23 protein-coding genes are annotated in these 16,543 nt (G+C 71.3%); all 23 read right to left on the reverse strand.

What is annotated here, in order from left to right; genetic code table 11:
• Nucleotides 1-4 precede the first annotated feature (4 nt).
• The 23 genes from ACH499_RS30350 to ACH499_RS30460 all read right to left on the reverse strand — a co-directional run bounded on the left by ACH499_RS30350 (nucleotide 5) and on the right by ACH499_RS30460 (nucleotide 15,658).
• Nucleotides 5-1,447 (reverse strand): hypothetical protein, encoded by a 1,443-nt coding sequence (locus ACH499_RS30350; RefSeq protein ID WP_399019835.1) that lies wholly within the window; start codon nucleotides 1,445-1,447, stop codon nucleotides 5-7.
• An 8-nt stretch (nucleotides 1,448-1,455) separates the two neighbouring features.
• Nucleotides 1,456-1,827: a hypothetical protein gene (locus ACH499_RS30355; RefSeq protein WP_399019837.1), complete on the reverse strand. Its 372-nt coding sequence runs from the start codon at nucleotides 1,825-1,827 to the stop codon at nucleotides 1,456-1,458.
• A 234-nt stretch (nucleotides 1,828-2,061) separates the two neighbouring features.
• Nucleotides 2,062-2,592 carry a single-stranded DNA-binding protein gene (locus tag ACH499_RS30360; protein WP_399019839.1) on the reverse strand — a complete coding sequence of 177 codons (531 nt, stop codon included), beginning with the start codon at nucleotides 2,590-2,592 and terminating at the stop codon, nucleotides 2,062-2,064.
• A 42-nt stretch (nucleotides 2,593-2,634) separates the two neighbouring features.
• The gene (locus tag ACH499_RS30365; RefSeq protein WP_399019841.1) at nucleotides 2,635-3,441 is read right to left on the reverse strand and encodes a hypothetical protein; all 807 of its coding nucleotides are present in this window, start codon (nucleotides 3,439-3,441) and stop codon (nucleotides 2,635-2,637) included.
• Nucleotides 3,442-3,479: 38 nt separating this feature from the next.
• On the reverse strand, nucleotides 3,480-4,091 hold the full coding sequence (locus ACH499_RS30370; RefSeq protein ID WP_399019843.1) for a cell envelope biogenesis protein OmpA: 612 nt from the start codon (nucleotides 4,089-4,091) through the stop codon (nucleotides 3,480-3,482).
• Between the two features lie 64 nt (nucleotides 4,092-4,155).
• Complete coding sequence (locus ACH499_RS30375) at nucleotides 4,156-4,494, reverse strand: hypothetical protein (RefSeq protein WP_399019845.1); 339 nt, start codon at nucleotides 4,492-4,494, stop codon at nucleotides 4,156-4,158.
• 191 nt (nucleotides 4,495-4,685) lie between these two features.
• A complete protein-coding gene (locus ACH499_RS30380) occupies nucleotides 4,686-5,228 on the reverse strand; it encodes a hypothetical protein (RefSeq protein ID WP_399019847.1) in 543 nt (180 codons plus the stop codon).
• A gap of 168 nt (nucleotides 5,229-5,396) precedes the next feature.
• Nucleotides 5,397-5,768 carry a hypothetical protein gene (locus tag ACH499_RS30385; RefSeq protein WP_399019849.1) on the reverse strand — a complete coding sequence of 124 codons (372 nt, stop codon included), beginning with the start codon at nucleotides 5,766-5,768 and terminating at the stop codon, nucleotides 5,397-5,399.
• Nucleotides 5,769-5,858: 90 nt separating this feature from the next.
• Nucleotides 5,859-7,328: a ParB/RepB/Spo0J family partition protein gene (locus ACH499_RS30390; RefSeq protein WP_399019851.1), complete on the reverse strand. Its 1,470-nt coding sequence runs from the start codon at nucleotides 7,326-7,328 to the stop codon at nucleotides 5,859-5,861.
• Between the two features lie 228 nt (nucleotides 7,329-7,556).
• On the reverse strand, nucleotides 7,557-8,048 hold the full coding sequence (locus ACH499_RS30395; RefSeq protein WP_399019853.1) for a hypothetical protein: 492 nt from the start codon (nucleotides 8,046-8,048) through the stop codon (nucleotides 7,557-7,559).
• A complete protein-coding gene (locus tag ACH499_RS30400; RefSeq protein WP_399019855.1) occupies nucleotides 8,045-8,347 on the reverse strand; it encodes a hypothetical protein in 303 nt (100 codons plus the stop codon). The genes ACH499_RS30395 and ACH499_RS30400 overlap by 4 nt, the downstream gene beginning before the upstream one ends.
• Nucleotides 8,348-8,409: 62 nt before the next feature.
• A complete protein-coding gene (locus ACH499_RS30405; RefSeq protein ID WP_399019857.1) occupies nucleotides 8,410-8,754 on the reverse strand; it encodes a hypothetical protein in 345 nt (114 codons plus the stop codon).
• Between the two features lie 74 nt (nucleotides 8,755-8,828).
• Nucleotides 8,829-9,158, reverse strand: a complete 330-nt coding sequence (locus ACH499_RS30410; protein WP_399019859.1) for a hypothetical protein — start codon at nucleotides 9,156-9,158, stop codon at nucleotides 8,829-8,831.
• A 2-nt stretch (nucleotides 9,159-9,160) separates the two neighbouring features.
• Nucleotides 9,161-9,775, reverse strand: a complete 615-nt coding sequence (locus tag ACH499_RS30415; RefSeq protein ID WP_399019861.1) for a hypothetical protein — start codon at nucleotides 9,773-9,775, stop codon at nucleotides 9,161-9,163.
• Nucleotides 9,776-9,956: 181 nt separating this feature from the next.
• Entirely contained in the window at nucleotides 9,957-10,250 is a 294-nt protein-coding gene (locus ACH499_RS30420; protein ID WP_399019863.1) for a hypothetical protein, read from the reverse strand.
• A 13-nt stretch (nucleotides 10,251-10,263) separates the two neighbouring features.
• Nucleotides 10,264-10,629, reverse strand: a complete 366-nt coding sequence (locus ACH499_RS30425; protein ID WP_399019865.1) for a hypothetical protein — start codon at nucleotides 10,627-10,629, stop codon at nucleotides 10,264-10,266.
• A gap of 148 nt (nucleotides 10,630-10,777) precedes the next feature.
• On the reverse strand, nucleotides 10,778-11,587 hold the full coding sequence (locus ACH499_RS30430; protein ID WP_399019867.1) for a hypothetical protein: 810 nt from the start codon (nucleotides 11,585-11,587) through the stop codon (nucleotides 10,778-10,780).
• Between the two features lie 145 nt (nucleotides 11,588-11,732).
• Nucleotides 11,733-12,146, reverse strand: coding sequence for an SsgA family sporulation/cell division regulator (locus ACH499_RS30435; RefSeq protein WP_399019869.1), 414 nt, complete (start codon nucleotides 12,144-12,146; stop codon nucleotides 11,733-11,735).
• A 246-nt stretch (nucleotides 12,147-12,392) separates the two neighbouring features.
• Nucleotides 12,393-12,599, reverse strand: a complete 207-nt coding sequence (locus tag ACH499_RS30440; RefSeq protein WP_399019871.1) for a hypothetical protein — start codon at nucleotides 12,597-12,599, stop codon at nucleotides 12,393-12,395.
• Nucleotides 12,592-13,080 carry a hypothetical protein gene (locus tag ACH499_RS30445; protein WP_356207022.1) on the reverse strand — a complete coding sequence of 163 codons (489 nt, stop codon included), beginning with the start codon at nucleotides 13,078-13,080 and terminating at the stop codon, nucleotides 12,592-12,594. The genes ACH499_RS30440 and ACH499_RS30445 overlap by 8 nt, the downstream gene beginning before the upstream one ends.
• A gap of 293 nt (nucleotides 13,081-13,373) precedes the next feature.
• Nucleotides 13,374-14,549, reverse strand: a complete 1,176-nt coding sequence (locus ACH499_RS30450; protein ID WP_356207024.1) for a DUF932 domain-containing protein — start codon at nucleotides 14,547-14,549, stop codon at nucleotides 13,374-13,376.
• A 119-nt stretch (nucleotides 14,550-14,668) separates the two neighbouring features.
• The gene (locus ACH499_RS30455) at nucleotides 14,669-15,217 is read right to left on the reverse strand and encodes a hypothetical protein (RefSeq protein WP_399019874.1); all 549 of its coding nucleotides are present in this window, start codon (nucleotides 15,215-15,217) and stop codon (nucleotides 14,669-14,671) included.
• A 69-nt stretch (nucleotides 15,218-15,286) separates the two neighbouring features.
• Nucleotides 15,287-15,658, reverse strand: a complete 372-nt coding sequence (locus ACH499_RS30460; protein ID WP_399019876.1) for a hypothetical protein — start codon at nucleotides 15,656-15,658, stop codon at nucleotides 15,287-15,289.
• Between the last annotated feature and the right edge of the window lie 885 nt (nucleotides 15,659-16,543).

Below are 16,543 nucleotides of genomic sequence, written 5' to 3' on the forward strand. Positions count from 1 at the left end.
GTCATCACCACCCCGCAGAGGGAGCCTGGTCGCCCCCGCAACCGGCTTCTGCCCGCGCGGCCACCCCGTCGGGTCTCTGCGGGCGGGGGACCACTCGGACGAGGGACGCCCGGGGGCGTCGGTGGCCGGTGTGGGCTGCAGGTCCGCCAGAAGGCATCCCCCAGTGGGGGGAGTTGCCCTCCGCACCAAGGGGGAGCTCCCGCAGGGGACGCAGGTTACGCAGGAGCAGGCAGGCCAGGCCCCGGGCGGTGGGGCCGGAGGTCAGGGCGTGCCGTTCCGGCTCGAAGTTCTTGTCCTGCTTGTCGATCACGCGGGCGCGCGCGGTGGCGAACAGCTCCTCGGCCATCGGCCAGGCCGTGCCGCGGGGGCGGACCCAGGCCCGGGCGCGTCCGTACACCGGGTCGTGCTCGACGTCGACGCGGTGCCGCCGGGAGACGGAGATCAGCCGACGGGCGAGCTGCTGCGGGCGGCCGATGTCGACGCGCTCGGTGGAGCGCATCACCGGGCGCCGACCTCCGTCGGCCGACACGAGGAACAGCCGGCGCACGTGGTAGAGCGCCCACGGCATGTCCAGCTCCCGCTCGAAGGCCTCCAGGCACGCCCGGTCCCGGGGCTGCGCGCGGTCGAAGAACTTGAGCAGGGTCGTGCGGCCGTACAGCTTCGCGTTCGGGTTGAGGCTCATCGCCGTGTACTCCAGGCGCAGCACCTCACCGGCGATGTCCGGGTGGGCGCGCATGCGCTCCAGGTGGGCGGGGAGGGCGCCCATGGAGACGGGGAAGCAGCAGAACGTGCAGTAGCTCTTGGGCCAGTGCACGCCGAACCGCGCCAGCAGGTAGTCCTCGACCTGCTGCCGTCCCCAGCCCCAGTCGACGAGCGGGTAGAGACCGGCCCGTCCGGGGAGCTTGGACGCGGTCTCGTCCCGCAGGCAGCGCCCTTTTTCGTCGGCGTTGAAGCCCATGAACTGCCGGAACGGGCGGCCGCCGAAGACCTGGGTGAGCCACCAGTCACCGACCGCGCCCTTGGCCCACAGGCTGCACTTGCGGGTGCCGGCCTGCTGGGGAACCGTGCCGACGGACTCCAGGTCGTCCCACAGCGTCCACGGCCCGCGGACGATGAGCCGCTCGGGTCGGCGGGAGTCGTCCAGGACCGTGAACCCGTCCTCCTTCCTGTGCCCGTTGCGCGCCAGTTGCACCAGGCGCACGCCGTGCTCGCGCAGCAGCGGCAGCATGAACTCCTCGATCAGGAGCCGGGTCTCGGGCCACTCGCTGCCGGTGGCCATGTAGAGGACGGCGGTGCGGTCCAGGTCGATGCCGTGCGCGCCGGGGGCGGTGAGCATCCGTGCGAGGTAGGCGGTGGAGTCGGCGCCGAGGCCCCAGTTGATGACGGTGTCCAGGCCGTCGGTGGTGCTGAGGCCGGGCAGCGACGGCGCGTACGCGGTGCGGGCCATGGCGGCGGTCACTCCTTGACGTTCGGGTCGGGCAGGCGCAGGGAGGGGACGATGAGGGCCAGCTCGTCGGCGAGCCAGGGGTCGCAGGTCGTCCAGGGGCGGCCGTTGGACAGCACGACCACGTCGCTCTTCTCGTGGGTGAGGTGGCAGCACACCCCGCACTGGCAGGCCGGGTCGTAGGGCTCGGGGTGCGCGATGTACTGGTCGTTGAAGTAGTCGGTGCCGCGCAGTGAGACAGCGGCCAGGATCAGGTCGCCGTCGGCGACGTCGCCGGCCCTGGCCACGCGCGCGTGGACGGGGTCCTGCAGCAGCGGGGCGTGGTCGGCGTCCTGGGGGTAGGAAGTGACGACGGCCTTGAAGAAGTCGACGTTCTCGCACACAGGGGGCGGTCCTCTCTGTCTCGTTGAGCGCGGCAGGGGCTTTCGCCACGGGGAGCGACGGGGGCGGGGCCTGGAGCAGGGCGAGGGGTGCCCGGGGCCGGGCCAGGGCGACGTCCTGTTTCGGGCACGGCGCCGAGAAGGGGGCCGCTGGTGCGGCGGGTGGTGTTCGCGCAGGGCGCGGCACCGGCAGGCGAACCGGTGCCGCGCCGGGTGGCGGATGGAACGGGTGGGTGGTCAGCCGCCGGCGTGAAGGGGAATGCCGTCGGCGGCTGCGGAGGGGGTGCCGTTGTCGGTCCAGCCGGAGGACCTTCGCTTTTCCCACCAGGCGGGCGGGTTGCCCGGCCGCCTGGTGGCCGGGTGGGACGGGGACGGCGATGCGGGTGTGGGCGGGGAGTGCGGGGTGACCGGCGCGGCGGCGGCCGGGCTGGGCAGGCTGGTCTCGGTGTAGGCGATGCGCTTGCGCAGGCTGATGCCGATGTCGTCGGCGCTCAGGTAGACGGCGTTGTCCCGGATCTCGGTGATCCGTCCCTTGACCAGGATGTGAACCCCGTTCACGAGGGACTCTGCGGCGTTGCGGGCCAGGTCACGCCAGGCGGTGCAGACGTAGTGGATCGGGGCGCCGTCACGCCACCTCTGCGCGGCGGCGTCCCACTGCGAGGGTGTGTCGGTGAGGCGGAAGCGGCAGACGGCGACGCCGGATTCGGTGAAGCGGACCTCCACGTCGCCGGTGACGGTGCCGCAGACATGCGTGACGGAAGGGGCCATGCGAAACACCTCCTATGCAAATAATAGTGTGTCTCGTGTGGGTCAACCCCCCTGCCGCCGCACCCGGGCGGGCCGCGCGGCGAGACGGGCGAGCCACCCGAGGAGGGCCCTCCGCTCGGACACCGGCGGCGCCGGCGGTGCAGCGGGATGGGTGAACACCGTGGCGTCCTCGACGTCGACCTGTACCGGGACCGTGCCGTCGGCCAGGGCCAGATGCTCGTCCGCGGTGTCCAAGTGGACGGAGACCCGCACGGCCTCTGTGCCGGCGTCGAGGTAGGCGAACACGAGGACCCCGGAGATCTCGATGCACGGCAGGCCTTCGTCGTCGGGTCCCTTCATCGGGTGGAACACCGCCGCACGGTTGGCCTCCGTGCAGGCCTGGGCGTCTTTGAGACTGAGGATGCGGGAAGCGTCCTCATGACGGAGGACGTCGTACGCGCGCAGCGTATAGTCCTCGTCGCACCGGTCCTCCACCGGGCCGTAATAGACGTCCACAGCCGTCCGGTCGTCGGCGGGAGGACGGTAGGGCGCACCGTTCTTGCCCGCCACGTCGTCCCAGCAACTGCGTGCGTGCTGCGCCAGTGCGGCCAGGGCGGACGCTTCATCGGACCACAGCGTCAGCTCGTCGCTGTGCCGGTCCCAACGGCGCAGCACCCACGCGCGGCCGGTCGCCTGTGCGGCGGCGTCCTTCGAGGACTCGAAGCTGAAACGGCTCAGCCACTCACCGAGGATGGTGCAGGCATCCGCGCCCGGCCATTCGCCGGTGCGTTCCTGGAGGCCGTCCATCAGATCGGCCAGTTCGATGATGGCCTGCCCTTCGGGCGTGGCCGGGTTCGGTTTGATCAGCACAGAAGGCTCCTTCGTGCAGTACGGGGACCGGGAGGGCATCAGGACTCGCCCATGAGGGCGTGCCACAGGTCCATCAGCCGCTGCTGCTCGGGGGTGAGGACCGCTGTGCGCAGGAGGCGCCGGCGCAGGACCGGCACAGCGATGCTGATGCCGATGGGCACATCGGTCCGGTCGGGTGCATAGACCGGGAGGTAGGTGCGGGTGCGGATCATCCAAGCCTCGTAGCGGTCGGCGGGGCTGCCGCTGCGCGCGGGATGGTCCTCGTTGGGAGAGCGGGACGGGCAGGGGCAGGACGGATCGGTGCAGGGCCGTCCGGCGGGGTGGGTGGCCAGGACGGGGCGGTGGCGGTAGTGGGTGGCCGTGCCGTTGAGCATGGGGCAGTGCGCGGCGGCATACGGCAGGCATTCGGGGTGCAGCGCCGGTTCGGGGGAGCGGCCGCGGGCGGCGTCGGCCGGGCGGACGATCAGGTAGCACCGCTCTTGCAGAGCCTGGCCGCAGATCTGGCACAAGCACCGCAGGATGGCCGTGCGGGCCCGGCCGGCGTCGAGGCTGCCGAAGGCGGCGTGGCCGCCGTGGACCAGGGACACCCACGGCACGACCAGACCGCCCGACAGCGGCCGGCGCGCACAGCGTTGGGGTATGGAGTGCATTGGTTCCTCCGGATCACAGGGTCGGGGCGGCCGGGTCAGCTGCCGGGCGGTGGGGGCGGGCCGGTCAGGAGGTCCTCCCAGCGGGCGTAGCGGCAGTTGGTCGCTTCGTGCAGGCGCAGGTGCAGCCAGGCCGGGTCCTGTCCGGCGTGGAGGACGGCTTCGGCACCGATGGCCGCGGCCCGGGGGTGGACCGTGTCGTCGCCCGCGTGGCGAGCGTGAGGATCAGGCCGGGGCGCTGGGGCATGTGGCGCAGTGTGAAGGCGGTGTAGGAGCGGTCGTCCAGGAGGGCGAGCGGGGCAAGCCGGTACTCCTCGGTGCTGAACAGCGGGGAGGGCAGGCGCCGCAGGGGGATGGGGGAGGGAAGGAGTCCGATCGGATCGTCGTCGGTGCTGTCGCTGATCACCAGAATCGGTGTTCGTGCCCGCTCCTCGGGCACTGGCGCTGAGTAGGGCATGACGGGGCGCCTCGCTTTCGTCACCTGTCATGGACGGGGCCGGGGAGGCGGGGCGGGGCCGCCTGGAGAGGCGGTCCCGCCCCGCGCCGGTCTGGTCAGCCGAGTGGAGGGCAGGACGGGTCTGCCGGTGGGGGAGGCGGTCAGTCGCGTGGTGGTGTCAGGGCCGGCGCGGCGGGTTCGGCCGTCTGGCTGGGCCACTGCCAACTGCCGTGGCGGAGGTCTGTCCAGCGGCAGGCGCCGTCCGGGCTCCACTTCACGCGCACGGGGCCCCAGCCTCCGGTCGGGTCGGTGCGGCGGATCGCCGCCGGGCGGCCGGGCAGGTGGCGCCGCAGGTTGCTGCCGTCCAGTTGCGGGGCCTCGCCCAGCAGGTCCAGGGCCTGGAGCACGTCGGCCAGCAGCGCCCATAGCTGGTCGGGGTCCTGGGGAAGATGCCGGATGCGCTGGTCGGAGGCGATGATCCGGCGGGCCGCCTCTTCGCCACGGCGGTACCAGATACCGCCGCCGGATACCGCCCGCACCGCCGTGCTCAGTTCCTTCACGTCTGGCCTGGCCTGCTCACCGGGACGGGTGAGGATGCGGAACGTTTCCCCCATGCTCAAGTAGTAGGCCGCTTCGTGTGCCGGTTCCATCGAGCGGCTGTCCGCATCGGCGGGCGAGGGCTGGGGCAGGGGTGCGCCGCTCATGGCGCTCGCGTAGGTCCGGGCGGCTGCAACGGTGCTGGGAGAGATGACCATGGTCGCCTCTGATCTGTGGAACGGTCTGGTGAAGGGAAGGCCGCACTCTGGCGGCTGTCGGCCGCCGGGCAGGGCGGGGCCGCGTTGCTCTGCCCTGCCCGGCGGTGCAGGGGGCGCTCAGTCCTCGATGAGCTCCAGGCAGGAGAGGGGGACGCCGTTGCCGGGCAGCCGGAACCGCCTGGCTCCCTCGGGGATGCGGTAGCGGTTTCGCGGGTCGGTGCGCAGCAGCCGGGTGGACTCCTCGTCCAGCAGGAAGCCCGCACGCGTGCCGGTGCGGTTGCGCTCCTGCACGGTGCCGGTCAGGCGGCGCAGGCACGCCGGGCGCAGGGAGTCGGTGATGCGGGCCCGGCGACCGGCCACGATGCTGTCGTGGGCGGACCTGTCCAGTTCGCCGAGCCGCCGGGCGGCGGCCTCCTGCACCTGCGCGACGGCTGCCGCGTCGGGCAGCTGTCCGATGAAGGCGCACACGTCGTCGATACCGATGGACATGGTGGTTCTTCCTCTCTGACGGGAGGGGGATGACCGGCCGGGCACCGGGTGTGCCCGGCCGGAGGCTTCGGGAAGAAGGGGGGACGAAGGTCAGGCGGCGGCGTCGGGGCGGTGGCCGGTCACGGCCTGCTGCTCGACCTCGGAGAGCTGGTAGCTGCCGTTGTCGGCCTGGCCGAGAGACTCCAGCAGCAGCAGGTAACGGGCCTGCCAGGGCGTGAGGTGCGACCACGTCTTCGGCTCGCGGATGCCGTACTCGCACGCGGCGGCGACGTGCGCGAACATCGCGTTGACGACACGGGCCTTGGGAAGCTGCGCCGCCGTCTCCGTCAGGTCGGCCTTCTCGGGGTCCTTGAGTCCCAGGAAGCGCGCGACGGCCTCCGACTCGTGCTTGTCGACCCACGAGCTGTAGTAGTACGGGAGGGTCAGCAGGACCTCTTGCGCGAAGACACGGGCCGCTTCCGGCAGCGTCTTCATCCGCACCAGGCGGGTGACGAAGTCCTGGCGCGGCCCCGCAGCGGCCTTCCACGCCCGGTTGCAGGCGATGACCTTCCGGCGCTCCTCCGCCGCCTTCTCGTCCTGCTCCGTGCGCGGCTTCTTCGGCTTCGGGCGAACCTTGTGGCCGTGCTCAGCCGGGTTGGCGCAGTACCAGACGGGCTGGTGCTCGTCGTCCAGCCGGGCGCTGTGGCCGGGGCAGCCCTTGTGGCTGTCCTCGGTGAGCGGGTTGCCCAGGGCCGTGGTGAGTTCGGACAGCGGGTGCGAGGGGTCCTTCTGCCCGTAGAGCGGCCCCTTCACCAGCGGGATGCCCGCAGCCTCCAGCTCTGCAAGGGCCTTGGCACGGGCGGCGGCATCGGTCTGCTCGGCGCGCAGCAGCGCCAGCTCCTGGCCCCAGTGGCCGCGCCCGCCGTTGCCCTTCTCCTGGTCGCGCTGGAGCGCACGCAGCAGCCGGTGCTCGGCGCCGCGCACGTCCTGGACCTCGGCGAGCTGGGCGGTCTGCTCCAGGTCCATGCCCCCGGCTGCCGCCCGGCGCAGCGCGGCGTCGTCCAGCTTCTGCGCCGCCTTGGCCTGCTTGGCCGCGCTCCGCCCCACCCCGAGGGCCTTGGCGGCCGTGCGACGGTCGACGTCGTTCATGTCGATCAGGGCGAGTTCCTGCGCGCGCAGGGTGTCCCGTTCGCTCATGCTCTCGCGGTGGTCGTTCTCGACCAGGGACAGGAGCCGAGTCCAGCCGTCGCGGCCGATCAGGTCCTCGCGCACGTAGGCGTTGACCAAGCGTACGGGACGGCCGTCCTGCTCGGCTGAGGCGTTGGCGGCCTGCGCAGCCTGGGCGCGCCGCCAGCCCTTGAAGACCGCGTAGGTGCCGTCGGGCAGGGGCCGGACGCTGATGGGCTCCTCGACGCCGAGTTCCTTGACGGAGGCGATGAGCTTTTCGTCGGGTTCGGTGTCGTGCTCGCGTGCGTTGCACGTGTCGCGCACCAGGAGCTGCGGGTCGAGCTGGACGATCTGCGGCGTGGCGTCCTCGTGCGCGCCGGGGGCGTCGGTCTGGGGTGAGACGGCGGTGGCCATATGGCTCTCCTTCTCCTTGCCTTGATGGCGAACGGGCGGGGTCCAACCCCGCAACACTTCAAATAATAGTGACTTTCTGAGTGAGGGGTAGACACCACCTGACCTGCACAAATGCCGAGCGCGCTGCTTGTCGCTCTGTCCGCCCGGTGACCCCTGGGGGCGGACGGACTGCTGGCCGGCTGCCGCCCCGGCCCGTGCGGACGCCAAGACGTCCGCACGGACCGGCGGTCAGCGGCTGATGCGGGTGACCGCGCGGGTGGGGAGGTGGACACGCAGGATGTCCCCGTGGCCGGGCGGGTCCAGTGCCGCGAGCCGGTTGAGCGCGGCGGCCAGTTCCGGGTCGGCGAAGATCTCTTCCGCCAGCGCGGCTTCCCCCACAGGCACGGCGGTCACCGTGGTCCGGGCGGGCCGGAGATCCGGAACGGCCTCAGTGCCTGAGAGGGCGGCGACGAAGGGGCTCCAGCCCAGGTGCATGCCTTCGGCCGCGCGGCGTTCCGTGGCGGTGAAGTAGGCGGCCACTGCCGGGCGTCCGCTGCCGGGCTGCCCGGCCGCGAAAGCCTTGACCCGGCTCACCACCACCTGCCGCCACGCCTCCTCGGTGGCCGCCAGCGCTTCGATGACCAGCGCGTCCAGCTCCCTGGGGGCGAGTTCACGCAGCGCCTCCCGGACCGGATGCTCGGCCGGGGCAGTCAACAGTTCGGCAAGTTCCAGGGGCTTCACGGGCGGTCTCCTCGGCCCGGAGGGAGGGGGCGGGGCCCTGCCTGGCCCGGGCGCTGAGGTCGGCCCACGGGCGACGGCGTGTAGGAGAGCAGGACGAAGTGGCCGAGCCCCCGCAGCGTGCCGGCGGTGCGATCCACGCCCTCGGGGTCGTGGCCGGTCGGGCGGGTGTAGGCCTCGATCTCACTGTTCCAGGTGAAGTTCTGGGCGGTGAGGGCCTCTTCGGTGCCGGGGGTGAGGTCTTCCGGGGCGCGGGGGGCGGCCACCAGGCCGTAGGTTCGGTCGGGAGTGACCAGGAACACCGGGGCTCCTTCCTCTGCGGGCCACCCGGTGACGGGCGGCCCGCAGGTCGGCGTGGGCAGAGTCAGTGGGCGACGGTGACCGTGTAGTCGGCCTCCAGGACGGCCAGGGCGGCACGGATGGCGGCACGGGTCTCCGGGCTCGGGGCCGAGTACGGGAAGTCCAGGGCGCGCACGGCGTCGTCCAGGTGGTCGTCGGGCACCGGCAGCGCGTGCCCGCTGCTGTAGAGGGCGACGGCCGTCGCGGTGGCCACGCGGCTGCGGTTGTAGGCGATGGCCTCCGCAGCGGTGGCGTCGGTGTCGAACGCGTCGCGGGCGGTGGGCGGCAGTGCCGCGATCCCGGCCGTGAAGCGGCGGGCGGGGATACGCAGACGGGCCGGTCGCAGGGCACGGCGCAGCGCTCGCAGCATGGCAACTCTGGGAACTGGAGACGGAGAGGAGGGGGGAAGCGGAGTGCCGCCAGGCGGCGGCCTCGAACTCACTACTAATAATAGTGTGATATGCGATTGTGTGAACCCACCTCTGACCTGCGGGTTCGCGGAGCGGCATTCCGGCCGGCGGAGGCCAGATCGCGGCGGATCCTCGCGGCAGTCTGTACCGCCTCGATGCGCGCGTTCACCGCGGCCTCTCCGGCGCTGGCGGCATAGACCACCTCGACGCTGCCGAATGCCTCCTCTGCGTCCAGGCAGTACTCCTCCCACCTCTCGGACCGCTCGCCATCGTCACGCGGCGCCTCCTGCACTGCCCAGACCTCAATGCCTGCGCCGGACCACTGACCGATGACGAAGAACGGGCGCTGTGGCGACGGGTCCATGTTCAGCCCCTTTCGTGGGCCCGGGCGAAAGCCGCGAGCATGGAGATCACCGTGTCGGGACGGCTGGACACCTCGAGCCGCACGGACGTCCCGGACGCGCCGACGACGGCCCACACAAGGTCGACCTGGACGGGACCGCACTCGCCCTGCGGCCCGGCCTCGCGCTGCCACTCGATCAGGGTGCGCCGGTGCTGCTCCTGGACCAGGGCGCCGGGGAGCGCGCGGGTCACGGCCTCAGCCGCCGCGCGGCGGGCGTCTTCTTCCGCCTGCCGCAGGGCGGTGATGTCTGCCGCGTGCTGTGCGGCCTCGGCGTGCAGCGGATACAGCCGCCTGGCGATCTCGCGCGCCACATGCCGGGCGCTGCTCGCCGTGACTCCGATCGACGGCGCCACCACCTCGGCCTCCTCCGGCAGTGCGGCGTAGACCTTCAGCCGCTCGGGGCGCCTGCGGTCCGGCTGGAACAGGCGCAGCGCGCGGCCGTCGTCATCGATGATGAGCCGCGCCCGCCCGCGCCCGTCCGCGGGCAGCGCGGCCGTACGGCAGTGCGTGCCCAGTTCGCGCGCCACTTCGGCCGCGAACGCGTCGAACTGTTCCTGGGTGGTCAACTCATGCGGCACGTCGGCCCCTCACTCCTGCGGGTGGTGTCGTTCTGGGAGTCACGACGCTCGGCGTCGGCGCGGGCGTCGGCAGCGGTGTATCCGGTGTCGCACCAGGCGTGGCAGAACTGCCCCGGCAAGGCGCCGCAGCTCTCGCAGCGTTCTGCGAAGTCTTCGGGGCGGAACGGTGGCGGTGGGCTGCTCATGCCTGGACGCCGCGGATGTGCGCGGCCACCTGGCGGGCGGACAGGACGCGTGTGGTGGTCATCAGTGCGGGGCAGCTTGCCTCCCAGATCCGCCCCGGACTGGAGGGGGAGGCCTGGAAGTTGGTGGCGGGGCCGATCCGCCACATGCGGCCGTGGGGGTCGGTGACGGTGTAGGTCAGGAACCGGGGGTCGCCTTGCTGGCCGTTGTCGCTCCAGGTGAGGCCGGCGGCGGTGAGGGCGCTGCTGAGCTGGGCGCAGCGTTCGGGGGTGGCGTGGGTGAAAGTGGCCACAGGGCAGGTCCTTTCACTCGGCGGTGGTCCACACGGGCAGATCGGTACGGGCGCTGATGGCCGCGCGCACGGGAATGTCGCGGTAGTCGGCCACCCGCACGTATCCGCCGCGTTCGGTGTCGAGACGGAGGAGGTCGCCCTCCTCCTCCCACGCGCCGACGAGTCGGGCGGGGAGATCGGTCACGTCGTCGACCTCGACCTGCACGGCCCAGGCGGTCAGCTCGTCGCCGTACGCCTGACGCCATTTCCGCAGGATGAGGAAGAGGCGGTCGAAGTCGTCGACCAGGGCCAGCGCGCGGGCCTGGTGGAGGGCGGGGATCTCGGCGAAGCGGGGAAGGTCGGGGCGGGAGCGTTCTCCCAGGGTCATCAGCCAGCGCATGGGCGGTCTGTCTCCTGTCGGGCGGTGATCTGGGCCGCGGAGGGTGCAAGAGGGGGCGGGCCGGAGGAGGGGCGCCCCCTCTCGCATTGCTAATAATAGTGTCTTTCTGTTGGGTGTGAACCCACCCCTGACCTGCGGGTTCTCTAATTCAGGGGCTGCTGACCAAGTTCTGATCCCGGGTTCGCCGGCGAAGCTGCTGGTTTCGTAGGCAGGCGGCCTCGGTCCGGACACGGTGGGCCTGGTCGTGTTCGCGACCGGCAGCGGTCAGGCAGTAGGGGGCCAACCATTCCATCACGGAGACGTCGCGGGACAGGGAGCCGTGGTAGTCGGCCAGCATCACCAGCAGCACCGGGTGCGGGGAGGCGGTGAACCAGCGCGCAGCCCTCCACCAAGCGGCCACGGCCACGCGCCGGGCGGAACGGGTAGCCCTGGCTTCCGCTTCAAGGCGTGCGGCTTCGGCTTGATGGTGGGTGACCGACCAGTCGAGGAAGCGCAGCAGGGCGGGGGTGTCCCGCTGCCGGGAGGCGGTGAGGATGGCGGGCAGGTCCTCGCGCTGCATGACGTGCTCGGCGCAGGCACGCAGGACGGCGGTGAGCGTCGCGGCCGTCTTCTGGGACGGCTCGTGACCGGCGGCAGTCTCCATCGGGTAGACCGACACCTCGGGGCGGCTGACGACGTCGCTGTACAGCGTGAGGCTTCCTCGGTAGCCGGTGTGGCCGCGGGTCAGGCGGGGCAGCGCGTCGTCGGGGGCGGTGGTCTGGTACGCGTTGACGGGGCCGAGACAGGCGCGGACGGCGGTGAACCGGTCCCAGTGCCGGGGGTGGTGCGTGCCGGTGACGTGCACGCTGCCGCGCATCGCGCCGCCCAGCTCGAACACGACGGCGTCACCTCGGCGGGGGCCGGCGGTGGCGTGCACGGTGCCTGCGGGGGTCTCGACGGTCAGGCTGTCGCGGTTCACGGGCGGTGCCTCCTGGGCGTTCGCGGTGGCTTCGGGAGGGACCCCGGCAGGTGCCGGGGCCGGTGAGAAGGGCTCGGGGCGTGTGGTCGCTCGGGGCCGGTGCCGTCACCCGAGGCGACGGCACCGGCGTGCGTGCGGGTCTCGCCTAGCTCTCCGCCAACAGGCGCGAAAGCTCCTCGTCGAGGCACAGGTGACCGTGCTCGGTGCCGGGCGGCACGACGGCGGCCGTGCGCTCCAGGAAGCCTTTCAAGACTCGCGCCGGGGCGTGAAACAGTGCCTCGCCCTCCTCGGAGGCCAGGGCGATACACACGACGTCCAGGCCACGACTGCGGCACGGCCAGATCTGGACGTCACCGATCCCGGCGGGGCGGTGGAGGCCTTCGGCGAGAGACTCGCGGGCGAACACCCAGTCCACGGTCTCCTCGGCTCCGGTGTGGAAGGCGGCATGGACGGCGTACGGGTCGGCCGTGTCGTACCGCAGACTCGTCCGGACGGGCAGTGAAGAGTCACTCGACAGAATCAGGCGCAGGTGCAGTTCGCAGCTGATGGTGGTGTCCATGTGCGGCTGGGCCTTTCGCTCAGTGTGCGCTTTCGGGCTGGCCGGGACGGGCGGTGGGTGGCGCGGCCGGTGCGGTGACACCGCCCGGCGGGTGTCCTGTGAGCGGGAACTGCGGGGAGGGGCTTGCCCGCCGCCCGTCGCTTGCTGAAGGGGAAAGGGCGAGCGACGGGCGGCAGGCACTCGGCCAGTGAGCACCTGGCCGGGTAGGCCGCCCGTCCCCGGGGAGGGGCGGGCGGCAGTTGCGGGCTACGCCTGCGGCGGCTTGTGCCGGCGGAGGTTGTCCCGTTCGGTCAGGGACACCTCTTTGCCGCACGGGCACATGCCGTAGCGACGGCCGTGGAGGTGGAAGAACTTGGGACCGGTGTTCGCGGCGTTGACCGTGCGGATGGTGCCGGGCACGGGTGTCGTGTTGGTGCAGTGGCCGGTGGCGGTGACGGCGGGTGCGTCAGGCACGAGGATTCTCCTCGTCGTTATCGGCGTTCTGAGGCAGGTTCGGGGCGTCGTAGACCTGGCGGTGAACGGCGTTGGCGCCGGGGCACGGGATGACGGCGCGGCGCAGCTCGGCGGTGTCCATGGGGTGCAGCCACCCGTCCCGCACGGTCCAGCCGCATGCACGGGGCTGCGGCTCGGCGGCGGTGGTGGCCACCAGGACGGCGCGGCGTACGGTGCTGCCCTCCAGCGCAAATGTCACCAGCGTGCACAGGGACTGGAACTCGTCCTCGTCCAGCACGGCCAGCCGTGCGGGGGCGTTGCCGACGGAGACATCGGCACGGGCGGGAATCATGACGTCGTCGGCACGGTCGATCACGAGGCTGAGCGTGTGCTCGCCGTCGCCGAGTGCCCGAAACAGCGTCGCAAGCGCACGCAGGGTACAGCGCGCGGCGGCGGCGATGGCGACATCGTCGGGGCGCACCAGTGCCGGGCGAGCGGACATGGCGCATCACTCCTTGCTTCGGTGGTTGGCCGGGGCGTTGCTCTCTGACTCCCGCGCAGCGGGGTGCTCCGGGCTGCGCCCGGAGCAGGGGGCGGCGCGCTGCGCGCGCCGGTGAGTGAGGCGGTCCCCTGCGCTGCGCTTCGGGGACGGCTGGCGGGCCGCTGCGCGGTCCGCAGGGGGCGGGGCGGGCGCGCTGCGCGCTCCCTTCTCGGGTGGGGCGCTGCGCGCCCGGTGGCGCGGGGTCCCGTGCGGGCCGGGCAGGGGGGAGGGGACCCGGCCCGCACGGGGGTCTGTCAGCCGTGCGCGGCGGCTGCCGTGAGGGCGGGCACGGCGAGTGCCTCCAGGGCGGCGGCCTGGTCGGCATCGGTGAGGGTCTGGGCGGCCGACGTGACGGCGTTCATGACGCCTCCGGCCGTCATCTGCCCGCCCTGGACGAAGTGAGCAAGGATCATGTCCTTGGCCTCGGCTCCGATGCTGAGCGTCTTGGTCACGTGCTCGATGGTCTTCGTCGGCTCGGCCAGCCTCTTACCGGCCGCGTCCTCCATCTCGGACAGCTTCGCCTCGACGTACTCCCGTGACAGGAAGGTGCGCACGGCGTCGGTGGTCTTGGACGTGATCAGCTCCAGCGTCTTGCGCTGGGTCTGACCGGACCAGGAAATGATGCCTTCGTCCTGCTTGCCTCCCAGGTGCACGGCGCGCATGACGTCCTTGCTCATGGTCAGGCCGTTGCGGCATACCTGGATGACCGCGCGCGGGGTGATCGAGTACGCCCCCGCTCCTACCTCGCTGTTGGTGATGACGAAACCGGCGGAGATCATCGGCAGTTCGTCACCGCTGCGGCCGTCGAACGGGGAGCGGTAGCCGCGCAGCAGCTCGCGGGCCTGGACGGCGACCGCTTCGGACTCCACGCGTACATACATCCGCCGGTCGGTCAGGTCACAGCCGGTCACCCGGGTGGGGTGCCCGGACTGCTTCACCCCGTCCAGAGCGGCCAGCAGCAGATCGAAGTTGTCCATGAGCTTGTAGCTGTCGGACAGCAGCGCACGGGCCACCCCTTCGGCCGGCCTGCCCGGCCCTCCCTCGCCACGGAACGCGCGGAGCATGAAACGGCGCTCCGGCTCCTGGCGCAGCCACGCGTTCACGTTCTCGTCCAGCAGCGGGACGTTGCCGGTGCGCATGCGGCGCAGGTAGGCGAGCGGGATGCGGAGCTTGTCGGCAATTCCCTCGTCGGCCACGGCGGTGGGCCGGTAGACGCCGTCCACCTCCGTCACTCCGTCCTCTGTGATCAGGGACTCCACACCCTGCACGTGCACGTTGCCTTCACGCAGGCGCAGAGCGGACGCGGGGGCGATCACGTCCAGCTTGTGACGCTGCTGGTCGTCCAGGATGCGGACCAGGTCGGAAAGCTGGGCGTTGCGGGCGCCGGTGGGGGCAACGTCCGTGGCGCGTTCGGCGAACTGCTGAGTCATGCGGTGTTTCCCCTTCGTTGTTGGTTTCTGCGGCCCCGGGGGGCGGGGCCACCGCCCCCCAGACAACCTCAATAATAGTGTGTTTTGGGTGTGTGTGAACCCGCCCCTGACCTGCCCTTTTAGAGGGCGGTCAACCACTCGCCCAACGGGGTCAGGCTCACCCGCCGCACGTTGCTGACCACGGGCACCGGCGTCTCACCCTGCAACTCGCACAGGTCGTACCGCAGCGTCGGCACCATGCTCACCGGGTCACCATGAGCGTGGATGGCACTGACCCAGTAGGTACCGTGAGCCTGCGTCAGACTGCCGTGGTAGCGCACTCGCTGCCAGATCGACGGTCCGGCATTCTGCGGGTCTTCCAGACCACGGGCCAAGAGGTCTGCCGCCCGCTCCCCGTTCAACTGCGCGAACGCATGGGCCACGGTGGCACCGTCCACGGGCACACCCACCATGGCAAACCCGGTGCTCCCGGTACGAACACCCATTGCCCAGCCCAGCTCGAAGAACGGCTGCACCAGTGTCAGCCACTCACGCGACACAAGTGCTGTATCCGCGTCCCCCGGCTTGGTGGTCAGCTCCCGCAGGGCGTAACCGGCCTGCTCTTCCTCTGCTGCCGTGAGCGGCGCTCCGGTCTCCTCGGCCTGCTCCGCGATTCGCGTGCTCTCCATGACTTCCCCTCCTCGTCTCGACGCTTGCCGGGTGGAGGGGGGCGCCCCAGCGGGGCGCCCCCGGGCGGGTTACCTCAGGAAGCCGCGAGTGCGCAGGAACTCAGCCGTGATGTGGGCGACTCCGCGCGGCTTGTAGATCTGCGGGAAGCGGCGCATCTCGACTTCGGTCCGGCCCTGCTCGTCCGGCTCGATCAGCTCGTGAACGAGCCGGTACGGGCCTTCGTCCGACGGCATTTCCAGAACGACCGGGCCAACCTTGGTGTCGAAGCGAATCCCGGTGTAATTCGCGTCCGAGTTGTGCACGATGTTCGCCCCAACTCGCACGCAAGAAAGAGGCAGGAAATTGGCGATGGTCCGGGCCTGAATCGCCAGACCGGTCATGGGCGCGTCCTGTCCGCCGTGAACGCGGCGGACGATTCCCTCAGTGATCTGGATTTCCACGTTTTCCCCTTCGTTGGTCTTCTGCGGTTCCCGGGGGTCGCCTCCCCCAGGACTTCAAATAATAGTGTGTCTGGGGCGGGAAGGGAAGCCCTGTTGCGCAGCGTGTTGCGCCTGATGTTGCGTCAGGACGTTGCACTAGAGGTTGCGGTGGGTGTTGCACCCCCCAATGGCCGGCCTTAACATAACGCCAGGTCAGAAGCGTGATAGCGCATGGTCGGGGAGCTGACATCCCCTCTGCTGCCACTTGTCCCCGAAGGGTTGAAGGATGAGTGAGGCGGGCGGGCGCGGTGCGAGCGGCGGCCTCGGGGATCGGGCGGCCTGGATTCTGCTTGCGCGTCGGCCGGAGCCGCCGCGCTGGGAGTGGGGGAACTGGGCTCGATCTGGGCCCAGAACGGGGACCGGAAGCCGCAAGCGGCGTCACGGGCTAAAGGCTCAGAGCTAGGCGTTCCCATTCCTCGTCGGGCCTGTTGTGTTGTTCCGCTCCGGAGCAGCGGGGGCGCGTGCTGTCTCCAGAATCAGTCTGGGCCTGCGCTTTGAAGCACGGGAGTGGCCTGGTTCTACCAAAGCTACATATTGCATCACCTGATGCAAGGTCACCGACCCCGGCCACCCTCTCCCCTCGCTGCCAGGGCCGCAGGCCCGTTGGCCGTTCCCGCGCAGCGGGCACGGCCGGTGGCTGGAGCGCAGCGGAGGCCACCTAGCGGGGACTTGTCCCCGCAGCTCCGGGAGCGCAGCGAACGGAGCGTCACCTGCCTTGCGCAGCAAGGCAGGTGAGCTGGCCGCGCAGCGGCCAGCAGCGCGAGCGCGGAGCGGGAGCGCAACACCCGTGCGCAGCACGGGTGTTCACTTGCCCATCGCGCAGCGATGGGGTACCCGCTCCGCGGG

It is taken from the genome of Streptomyces sp. NPDC018947 (genome assembly GCF_044390505.1).
GTDB lineage: Bacteria > Actinomycetota > Actinomycetes > Streptomycetales > Streptomycetaceae > Streptomyces.